Below are 9,791 nucleotides of genomic sequence, written 5' to 3' on the forward strand. Positions count from 1 at the left end.
GCGCCAATTATCCCACCCTTTTTCGTCTTGTCAAGGCTGGAAAGACGCCTTGACAAGACGAAAAAGGGTGGGGGCGCAAAAACAATCGGGGGCCGGCCGGGGTGGGGGTTAAAAGAACCTGCCGGCACGTTGCGGATTTCGATCGGTGCCAGTGCCGGCCGGGGGCCGGAAGATTGAGAGAGCAGTTCCGATCGGTGCAGGTAGCGGTCGGGTCGGGTTGGTCACGGGGTTGAGTTGGGGCCGGGGGCCGGTGAGGTCCCGTTGGTCAGGGGGCCGGTTGGGGCCGGGGGCCGGTGGGTCCCGTTGGTCACGGGGTTGGGTTTGGGTCGGGGGCCGACGGCTGGCCTGGGGGCCTAGAGGTCTAGGTCTTGGGGGCCGTAGAGGGCTGCTGGGGCGCCTGTGAGCATGGCCCAGTAGCGGTCGCCGTAGGACCAGTGCCACCACTCCGTTGGGTAGTTGACCAGGCCCGCTGTGCGCATTGCGTGGATCAGGATGCGGCGGTTGTACCTGGCCAAGGGGGAGATTGTGGTGGCGTCCGTGTAGCAGGCGTTGTTGCTTTCCTCCGGGCTGGCGTTGACCTCGGTGCCCATTGCCAGCTCTTCGCCGGATTCTGTGCACAGGGTCAGGTCGATTGCCGCGCCGCTGACGTGCGGGGCTATTTCCGGTGGGGAGATGTACCTGCTGGCCTGGGTGCGGAGTTCTGCTTCCGACCACGTGGGGTTGTCCTCGTGGAGGGCGTTTGCGTATTCCTCGAAATAGCGTTCCTGTAGCCAGAGGGGGCGGTAGCCCTCGACGATCAGGAGTTTCAAGCCCGTGGGGAGTAGGCCTTGGGCTACCAGTAGGCGTTCTGCCACGCCTGCTCTGAGGTGGACGTAGGCGCCCGTTTGGTCTGCTTGGCGGGTGTCCAAAGTCAGTTCGTCGATGGTGCGGAGGTCGACCAGCGGCTCGCCGCACTCGTCTGCCGGTAGGGCGGCTACCCGTGGGTTGGACAGCAGTACGAGTTCGCTCACGGTGTCACCTGGGGGCTCGTCGGGGGGAAACGGTGATTGTGACCGGCGAACCTGTCAGATTGCTGAAGATGTTCGCTGAATTCACCCGGCCTGGTACGAGGTGAGCAAGGCGAGGGCCTCGTCGACGTCGTCGGTGACGATGATCCACTGCTCGGCCTCGCGGCCCCGTGCGAGTTGTTGGACCAAGGGGGCTGCTGGGACCTCGTTGAGCCAGAAGTCCTTGCCCAGGAACACCATCGGGGCCGCCGGGCCGACGCTGCCGTAGTAGTTCTGGCAGAAGTCCTGGAAGACCTCCTGGACGGTGCCCGCCTTGCCCGGCGTGTAGACGATGCCGCCTGTCGCGACGGTGAGCAGGCCCTCTTCGCGGACGGAGTTGGCGAAGTACTTGGCGTGGACCTCGCAGGCCGGGTTCGGCGGTTCGTGGCCGTAGAACCAGGTGGGGATGCCGATCGTGCGTGGGGTCGCCGTTGTCGGCAGGTCTGTGGGGAACGCGGCCAGCCAGTGGCCGATGCTCTCGTCGTCCGCGCCGAAGCGGGGGGCCCTGGAGATGTGGGTGAGGACGTCGTCGACGGTGGTCCGGTCGGCCAGGCGGACGCCCAAGGGGACGGCTTCCATGGCGCCGGGGCCGCCGCCGGTGAGGACCGTGAAATCTGCTTTGCCGAGTGCTACGCCCAGGTCCACGGCGGCGCGGTAGCCCGTTGAGTCGCGGGACAGGGCGTGGCCGCCCATGACCGCTACCGGCTTGCCGGTCAGGACCTCGTCCAGGGCCTCGGTGATGGCGTGGTCGTGGAGGCGTTCCGCCAAGGCGTGCAACGGGTCTGGGCGGGTGCCCAGGTGCCTGCTGTGGCGGTAGACGCGGGCGTCGAGGGTGTCCGTGTAGGACGCGGGGTTAGTTGGGTCGAAGCCCGCGAAGAGTTCCGCTGGGGTGTAGAGCCTGGTGCGGTAGACGTCGTACGGGACGTCCGGGATGACGGGGAACGTGAGTGCGCCCGCTGCTTCCGCTCGGCGTTGCAGTGCGGGGGAGAGGACGCAGCCGAGGAACAGGGCGCCGTCGAGCGGGCCGCGGAGGTCCTCGGACGTCAGGTCGAGGCCGGTGAGGACCGCGCCGCGCAGGTCCGGTGTCGCGCGCAGTTGGTCGAGGTCGCTGATCTCGGTTCGCACCGCCGAATCGTACGGCGGTGCGAACCGGGAATCGGCCTGTTAGCGGTAACGGGTGGTGCAGGACTGGCCGGTGCCGTTGAGGAAGCCGTCGCGGAACGCCTCGACCCGTGCGAAACCGGACGGAATGGTCACGCCCTTCGCGTCGCCCGCGATGAGGCTGCCGCGCGACAGGAGTTCCGCGATCGCCTCGTCGAGGTCGCCCGGTGACAGCTGGAGCGGCGCCTTGCGGGAGCGGATGATCGTGTTCGCCCACTGGCCGGTCAGGCACGCCGTGCGCTGACCCGCGACCACGCCCTCGATCGACAGGCCCATCGAGTCCTGCACGGCGATCGCGTAACGGGACGCGACCGCGCCGAACGCGGCGAAGTCGCCGAGCTTGCCGACCTTCACCAACGCCTTCAGGTCGATGCCGACGACACCGCCCTTGCAGTAGCTGGCGGGCGTCGTGTCGGCGCACTTGCCGTCCCACCGGACCTTCGAGTCCGGGAACGCGGCGATCAGGCTGTTCTTCAAGTCCTGCAACGCCTGCTGGTCGTCGACCTTCAGGTTGCCCGCGCCGAACCCGATGTCGCCGTCCTGCGCGCCGAACACGTCCTGGGTGCTGCGCTTGCCGATCTCCGCGAGGTCGATGGCCGCGCAGCGCTGCGGGTCCTCGGAGAAGCCGAAGGTGAACGCCGTCACGCGGTCGAACGCCGTGCCGTGCGCGCCCTCCGCGTCGAAGGCGCTGCCCGCGGAGTCGCGGATGGCGAACAGGGTCGTGAGGATCTGGTTGAGGCCGGGGCCCGTGGACACCTGGAACCGCTTGGAGTTGCCCTCGGCGACCCAGCGGAAGTAGTTGCCCGCGTAGCAGTCCGCCTGCTGCTCCTTGACGATCGTCGGCGTGTTGCCGCCGACGCCGAGCCGGAACTGCACCGCGTGGCCCATCTCGTGGGCCAGGACGGCGACCGACGAGATCGGCTCGAACGACGGCAGGAGTTCGCCGCGGTCCCAGGCGATCAGGTCGTCGGTGGAGCAGAAGAACGCGTTCACCAGGCCCTTGGTGTCCGTGCCGCACAGCCGCTGGTTCTCGCCGCGCGAGTCGTAGGACACCAGGGTCTTCACCGGCTCGAAGTCCTTGCCGAACCGGTCGGGGAACTGGCTCTCCCAGTAGCCCTCGACGTCGGCGACCGCGCCGGCCGCCAGCTTGTCGATCGCGCCACCGTCGGTGTTGCGGACCTGGCGGTCCGCGGCGGGGGCTCCCGGCCGCGGACCGCTGTCGCCCGTGGTGATCGCGAGTCCGGCCACCTTCAACGGGTCGAGCCTCGACGACTCGCCCGCCTTGCCGGGCACGCTCTGCGCGCAGCCGGCCAGCAGTGCGGCGGAGACCGCCGCGATCACCAGTGCTTTCACGTCGGACTCAGCCTCAGCCCAGGAAGACGGACTTGATGCCCGCGGTGAAGCCCAGCGCGGCCACGTCGGCGACGTCGTCGGTGACGACCTTGGACGTGCCCTTGCAGCCGAGTTCGGACCAGATCTTGATGGAACCGCTGACGGTCAGCGACTGGAACGCGCCGCGCAGGTCGTTGCAGCCGGGGTTGGCGATGCCCGCGGCGAAGTTGTTGCCGCTGGTGTCGTCGAAGTTCTTGCCGGTGAACACGGTCACGGACGTGGCGGGCTTGGCGTCGGGCTTGGGTGCGGGAGCCGGGGCGGGCTTGGCGGTCGGACCGGCCTTCTGGCCGTCCGGCGTGACGCCGAACCACGTGCCGCCGACGCCCTGGCCCAGGGTGTCACCGGGCTTGGTGTCCTTGGAGAACTTGTAGACCGGCCAGCCGCCGAGGGTGACCTGGATGCTGCCGTCGTCGCGCTTGACGAAGCCGACGTCCTCCTTCTTGACGCCCGCGATGAACACCTTGCCGCCCTTGGCGACGGTCACCGGCGGCCACGTCACGGCGCAGTCGCCGTTGCAGTTGGACTTCGACGGCTTCGCGGTGTCCTTGTCGAAGCGGTAGAGCGTGAAACCGGAGCCGTTCACGACCACCGGGTCCAGCTCACCGGCGGCGGAGGAGCGCAGCGAGACCCAGCGCTCCTTGACCTCCTTGGGGGCGTCGGCCGGGGCCATGTCGCCCGACTTCTCGTCGGCCTTGTTCGACTTCGGCGTGCCGGAGAGCAGGGAGGCGTCGGTGGCGCCGCTGTCCTCGGCGCTCTGGGACTGACCCGCGGGGGTCGCGGGAGCCGCGGTGCCGCCGGTGGCTCCGCCACAGGCGGACAGGGTGATCGCTCCTACCGCGAAAAGGGCAGCAAGGGGCCAGACGTGCTTGCGCAGCATGGGATTCTCCGAGTGGGTGACGAGCCGGGGGATTCGGTGTGCGACCCATACACGCATCCCGCGCCCAGGCGGTTCACCGCCGTTTTCGGAAACTCGGAAATATCCCGGAAGTGGGCCTTTCAGGCAGGGGCCGGTGTCCTTTCGGGCACTCAGAAGATGACGGTCTGGTTCCCGTGCACCAGCACGCGGTCCTCCAGGTGCCAGCGCAAACCCCTTGCCAGCACGGCTTTCTCCACGTCACGTCCTTTTCGGACCATGTCGCCGATGGCGTCGCCGTGGTCGACCCGGATCACGTCCTGCTCGATGATCGGGCCCGCGTCCAGGTCCGCCGTCACGTAGTGGCAGGTCGCCCCGACCAGTTTCACGCCGCGCCGGTGCGCCTGGTGGTACGGCCGGGCGCCGACGAACGACGGCAGGAAGCTGTGGTGGATGTTGACGGCCTTGCCGATCCAGTCCGCGCACAGCTCCGGCGGCAGGATCTGCATGAACCGCGCCAGCACGACGGCGTGCGGCTCGTTGGCGTCCACGAGCTGCCGCAGCTGCCGGAACGCGGCCTGCTTGCCCTCCGGGTCGTTCGCCGGGAACGGCACGTGGTGGAACGGGATGCCGTGCGCCCTGGTGATGCCCGCGAGGTCGGCGTGGTTGCCGATGACCGCGGCCACGTCGGCGTCCAGCTCGCCCGCGGCGACCCGGCCGAGCAGGTCGTAGAGGCAGTGGCCCTCCTTCGACACCAGGATGACCACGCGCTTGCGCTCGCCGGTGTCGGTGATCCGCCAGCTCGTATGCCCGCCGAGCTCCCGCGCGATCTCGGTGAACCGGGCGCGCAGCTCGGTCACGCCGAACGGCAGCGAGTCCGCCCGCACCTCCTGGCGCGTGAAGAACCAGCCCGTGTCCGGGTCGGTGTGGTAGGCCGCCTCCACGATCCAGCCGCCGTTGTCGGCGAGGAACGACGAGATCCGGGCGACGATGCCCGTCCGGTCGGGGCACCCGAAGGTGATGACGTAGCGGCGTTCAGGCTGGGGCACGGGTGGTGAGTATCCAGGATCACATCCTGGGCAGCGCGTCCAGGAGTGCGGTGTCGCCGGAGACCACCGCGCCGCTGGGCCTGCCCCACACCGCGCGGAACACGGAGTCCGCCGTGCCGACCACGGTCGCGTCCCCGTCCGTGCCGGAGCCGGTGACCGGTCCGGTGACCGGCGCCTCGCCGGGCGTCAGCCGCACCTCCCAGGCGCGGCCCGCGTCGGCGGCGTGCAGCACGAGCACCCCGGCGCGCTCCACCGGCCTGCGGCGGGCGGCGATCACCGTCATCCGGGTCAGGAACTCGTCGATCCCGTCGGCGGCGAACTCCGGCGTGAACAGCAGCGGCGGCACGTCCTCGCCGCGCCACGCGTGCTCGGCGTCCAGGCGGTGGATGGCGGCCTCGTGGGCCTGCCTGCGGGCCCAGAAGCCCGCGGTCTCGGCGCCGATGAGCGTCCACCTCGGCGTCGCCGGGTCGGCCGCCCGCAGCTCGTCGGCCAGGTCCGCCGCCTGCCCGTCCCACCACTCCAGCAGGTCGTCCCACTCGTCCGGCGCGGGCGGCCACTCGGGCCGCTGGTCGACCGCGTCCGAGCGCAGCGCGGCCAACGCCCACGCGTTCACCCCGGCGATGTGCCGCACGAGGTCGTGGACGGTCCACAGCGGACAGGTGTCGACCGGAGCCGACGGCCCGGCCTCCACGGCCGCGGCCCGCAGCGCGCGGACCTGGACGGTGTAGTGGTCGACGAACTCGCGGTGCTCCACGGCGATCAGCCTAGGGGTTTCACCGCGTCCCACGGGAGCGTGATCTCGCCCAGCCGCCAGCGCTTCCGGGTGTCGAGCACCGGCCAGTCGCGGGCGGCCAGCAGGCGGACCGCCTCGACCCAGCGGGCCCGTGGACCGAAGGGCGCGAACGGGGCCGCGGTCGCCCAGCACGCGTCCAGCTCGGCCAGCAGCCGGTGCACGCGCTCGCCGTCGACGTTGCGGTGGATCAGCGACTTGGGCAGCCGCTCGGCGAGGTCGCCGGGCGTCTCCAGGTCGGCGGGCAGGCAGGCCAGGGTGAACGTCAGCGGCCCGTCGGCGTCGAGCGCGATCCACGAGCACCGCCTGCCGATCTCGTCGCACGTGCCCTCGACCAGCAGCCCGCCGGGCGCGAGGCGGCCGAGCATCGTCGCCCACGCCTCGTGCGACTGCTCCTCCGTGTACTGCCGCAGCACGTTGAACGCGCGCAGCAGCACCGGCCTGGCCCCGGCCAGCTCGAACCCGCCCCGGCGGAACTCCAGCCGCGGCGGGTCGGCCGCCGCCTCGCCCGCGGCGACCCGGTCGGCGTCCAGCTCCAACCCGAGCACGCGCACGTCCGCGCGCACGGCCCGCAGGCGCGCGGCCATCTCGACCGTGGTCACGGGCGTGGCGCCGTAGCCGAGGTCCACCACGAGCGGGTCGGGCGCGGCGTTCAGGGCGTCGACGACCAGCGGCGTGCCGACCATCCAGCGGTCGACCCGCCGCAGCCGGTTCGGGTTGGTGGTGCCCCTGGTGGGCAGGCCGAGCGTGCGCGCCCGGCCGGCGGCTAGCCGCGGTTTGCGAGCCATTCGGTGGTGAACTCGTTTTCCTTGTCGAGCAGCTTGGCGACCTGTTCGGCGATCATCGTCTCCAGCTTGCCGCCCATGAGCGGGATGCTGACCTTGACCTGGCCGGTGAGCGCGGACCTCGTGCCGCCCTGGTGCTCGGACAGCACGATCGTCCCGTCCAGCCTGCCGGGGACGCCGTTGAGGGTCACCTCGACCGTGCCGGTCGCACCAGCCTCGGTCCACACCTCGGTGCGGTGGATCACCAGGTCGCCGCCCAGCAGGCTCTTGGCCACCGACGGCAGGTGCTCGGCGGACACCCCCTGCTTGAGCTGGTACGACGTCTTCCCGTCGCTCTCGTCGAACGACACCAGCTGCGCGTCGGTGCCGCCCAGGACGGCCAACCGGTCGCGGAGATAGCTTTCGTCGACCAACGCCTTGAAGACGTCCTGCACGGGCCACGTGGACGTGGTGTGGTGCTCGATGCGGCGTGCCATGGCGCGGAGGTTACCGTTGACGGTTGTGACCACCCCGCTGTCCAGTGCCCAGGCGCGCACCGCTGTGCCGCTCGCCGAGCGCACCACGCTCCGGCTCGGTGGCCCGGCGACGACGTTCGTCCAGGCCACCACGGCCGCCGACCTGGTCGACGCGGTGCGCACGGCCGACGCCGCCGAGGAACCGCTGCTCCTGCTGGGCGGCGGGTCGAACCTGGTCGTCGCGGACGCGGGCTTCGCCGGGACGGTCGTGCAGGTGGCCACGACCGGCCGCCGCGCGGACCCGTTGGGCGACGGGCTGGTGCAGTTCACCGTCGAGGCGGGCGAGAACTGGGACGCCGTCGTGGCCGACGCCGTGGCGCAGGGCCTTGGCGGGCTGGAGTGCCTGTCCGGCATCCCCGGCCTCGCGGGCACGACGCCGGTGCAGAACGTCGGCGCGTACGGCGTGGAGATCGCGCAGGTGCTGACCTCGGTCGACCTGTTCGACCGGCGGCGCGGCAACGTCCAGCACCGCACCGCGGACTCGCTGGGCCTGGCCTACCGCACGTCGGTGCTCAAGGGCACGGACCACGCGGTCGTGCTGCGCGCCCGGTTCGCGCTGACGGCGGGCGGCCTGTCCGCGCCGATCCGCTACGCGGAGCTGGCGCGGGTCCTCGGCGTCGCGCAGGGTGACCGGGTGCCGGTCGACGCGGCCCGCAAGGCCGTCCTGGAGCTGCGGCGCGGCAAGGGCATGGTCCTCGACGCCGCCGACCACGACACCTGGAGCGCGGGCTCGTTCTTCACGAACCCGCTGGTCGACGACTCGACGTTGGCGGGCGCCCTGATCCGGATCGCCGAGCGCATGGGCCCGCACGTGGACGTGCCGGTCTACCCGGCGGGGTCGGGCTACTCGAAGCTGTCGGCCGCGTGGCTGATCGAACGGGCCGGGTTCGCCAAGGGCCACCTCGGCCCCGGCGGCCGGGTCGGGCTGTCCACGAAGCACACGCTCGCGTTGACCAACCGCGGCGGCGCGAGCACCGAGGACCTGCTGGAACTCGCCCGCGAGGTCCGCGACGGCGTCCGGGTGGCGTTCGGCGTGGAACTGCATCCGGAGCCCGTGCTGGTCGGCTGCGAGTTCTAGTCCTCTCCTGCCGACGGCCGAACGGGTGACCTTGCGTGACCAGGTCCTCACCATGCGTGTTTCATTGAGGTGAGCACTTCACGGAGGTCGACATGGCCTACCTGGACGAGCACGTGCGTGCGGCGATCAGGCCGATCAAGAGACGCGTCGAGGACGAACTGCTGGCCCGACCAGGTGTGGTCGGCGTCGACATCGGCGAGAAGACCACCGGCGGACAGCCGACCGGCCGGGCCGCGATAGTCGTCTACGTGGGCGTGAAGCACCACAGCCAGCGCTTCGCCATCCCCGTGCGGTACGGCGACGTGCCGACCGACGTCGTGGAGGACTCCTTCCTGCCGCACCGCGCCCTGGCCTGGTCCGACGGCGTCCACGGCGCGGAACGCCACACGTGCGTGGTCGGCGGCATCGGCGTCGGCCCGTGCCGGGTGATCCGCTTCGTGCCGCCGGACGTCCCGGTGCCCGGCGACTACTCCGTCGTCGGCACCCTCGGAGCCCTCGTCACGCCGCGCTCGGCCAGTCCGCGGGTGATGGCGCTGACCTCGTTCCACGTCGCCTGCGTCGACGACGCCTGGGCCGTGGGCGACGGCATGGCCCACCCGTCCCTGGTCGACGGCGGCCACCCGTGGGACGACCGCATCGGCACCCTGGCGCGGGCGGCGCTGTCCGGCTCGGTGGACGGCGCGGCGCTGCTGCTCGGCAGCCACCTCGACTGCCGCGCCGAGGTCGTCGAACTGGGCCCGGTGCGCGGCCGGGCCTCGGCGGTCGTCGGCACGGCCGTCCGCAAGCGCGGGCGGACGACCGGGCTCACCGAGGCCGTGGTGGTGTCCACGGACGCCTCGGTGTCCCTCGACTTCGGCAACGACCTCGGCGTGCGGACGCTGCGCAACCAGGTGCGCGTGGAGGCCGCGCCCGGCGGCCGCTTCGGCGACCACGGCGACTCCGGCGCGGTCCTGCTCGACGACGCCAACCACGTCGTGGGGCTGTACTGCGCGGGGAACCCGAGCGGGGGGGGGGGGGGGGGGCCCCCCCAAGACCCGCCCGGAGCGGCACTCGCGCGGACTGACAAGGGGGGGGGTTGGGTTATACGGCGGGGGGGTGGGGGGGGTGGGGGGGGGGGCGCGC

Annotated in this window: 10 protein-coding genes; 2 read left to right on the top strand and 8 right to left on the bottom strand. The window is 71.3% G+C overall.

What is annotated here, in order from left to right:
* Positions 1-353 precede the first annotated feature (353 nt).
* The 8 genes from ACFWW9_RS44310 to ACFWW9_RS44345 form a co-directional block, all read right to left on the bottom strand.
* Complete coding sequence (locus tag ACFWW9_RS44310) at positions 354-1,010, bottom strand: M15 family metallopeptidase (protein ID WP_390389355.1); 657 nt, start codon at positions 1,008-1,010, stop codon at positions 354-356.
* Between the two features lie 81 nt (positions 1,011-1,091).
* On the bottom strand, positions 1,092-2,171 hold the full coding sequence (locus tag ACFWW9_RS44315) for an LOG family protein (protein ID WP_390389357.1): 1,080 nt from the start codon (positions 2,169-2,171) through the stop codon (positions 1,092-1,094).
* A 39-nt stretch (positions 2,172-2,210) separates the two neighbouring features.
* Complete coding sequence (locus ACFWW9_RS44320; RefSeq protein WP_390389359.1) at positions 2,211-3,560, bottom strand: neutral zinc metallopeptidase; 1,350 nt, start codon at positions 3,558-3,560, stop codon at positions 2,211-2,213.
* A gap of 13 nt (positions 3,561-3,573) precedes the next feature.
* Complete coding sequence (locus tag ACFWW9_RS44325) at positions 3,574-4,476, bottom strand: hypothetical protein (protein WP_390389360.1); 903 nt, start codon at positions 4,474-4,476, stop codon at positions 3,574-3,576.
* A gap of 149 nt (positions 4,477-4,625) precedes the next feature.
* Positions 4,626-5,501, bottom strand: a complete 876-nt coding sequence (purU, locus tag ACFWW9_RS44330; protein ID WP_390389362.1) for a formyltetrahydrofolate deformylase — start codon at positions 5,499-5,501, stop codon at positions 4,626-4,628.
* A 19-nt stretch (positions 5,502-5,520) separates the two neighbouring features.
* A complete protein-coding gene (locus tag ACFWW9_RS44335) occupies positions 5,521-6,255 on the bottom strand; it encodes a maleylpyruvate isomerase family mycothiol-dependent enzyme (protein ID WP_390389365.1) in 735 nt (244 codons plus the stop codon).
* A 5-nt stretch (positions 6,256-6,260) separates the two neighbouring features.
* Complete coding sequence (locus tag ACFWW9_RS44340; RefSeq protein WP_390389367.1) at positions 6,261-7,079, bottom strand: class I SAM-dependent methyltransferase; 819 nt, start codon at positions 7,077-7,079, stop codon at positions 6,261-6,263.
* Entirely contained in the window at positions 7,058-7,552 is a 495-nt protein-coding gene (locus tag ACFWW9_RS44345; protein WP_390389369.1) for a DUF2505 domain-containing protein, read from the bottom strand. Before ACFWW9_RS44345 ends, ACFWW9_RS44340 begins: the two co-directional genes overlap by 22 nt.
* On the opposite strand from ACFWW9_RS44345, the gene ACFWW9_RS44350 reads away from it, so the two are divergent.
* Positions 7,539-8,669 (top strand): UDP-N-acetylmuramate dehydrogenase, encoded by a 1,131-nt coding sequence (locus ACFWW9_RS44350; RefSeq protein ID WP_390389371.1) that lies wholly within the window; start codon positions 7,539-7,541, stop codon positions 8,667-8,669. The genes ACFWW9_RS44345 and ACFWW9_RS44350 overlap by 14 nt on opposite strands.
* 92 nt (positions 8,670-8,761) lie before the next feature.
* A partial coding sequence (locus ACFWW9_RS44355) for a hypothetical protein (protein ID WP_390389372.1) occupies positions 8,762-9,791 on the top strand: 1,030 nt, incomplete at its 3' end.

This window comes from Umezawaea sp. NPDC059074, assembly GCF_042738955.1.
Lineage (GTDB): Bacteria > Actinomycetota > Actinomycetes > Mycobacteriales > Pseudonocardiaceae > Umezawaea.

What these genes read in the sequence shown, in the direction of transcription:
- ACFWW9_RS44325 (WP_390389360.1), bottom strand. Translation starts at nt 4,476, where the DNA reads ATGCTGCGCAAGCACGTCTGGCCCCTTGCTGCCCTTTTCGCGGTAGGA.
- ACFWW9_RS44340 (WP_390389367.1), bottom strand. Translation starts at nt 7,079, where the DNA reads ATGGCTCGCAAACCGCGGCTAGCCGCCGGCCGGGCGCGCACGCTCGGC.
- ACFWW9_RS44350 (WP_390389371.1), top strand. Translation starts at nt 7,539, where the DNA reads ATGCGGCGTGCCATGGCGCGGAGGTTACCGTTGACGGTTGTGACCACC.
- ACFWW9_RS44345 (WP_390389369.1), bottom strand. Translation starts at nt 7,552, where the DNA reads ATGGCACGCCGCATCGAGCACCACACCACGTCCACGTGGCCCGTGCAG.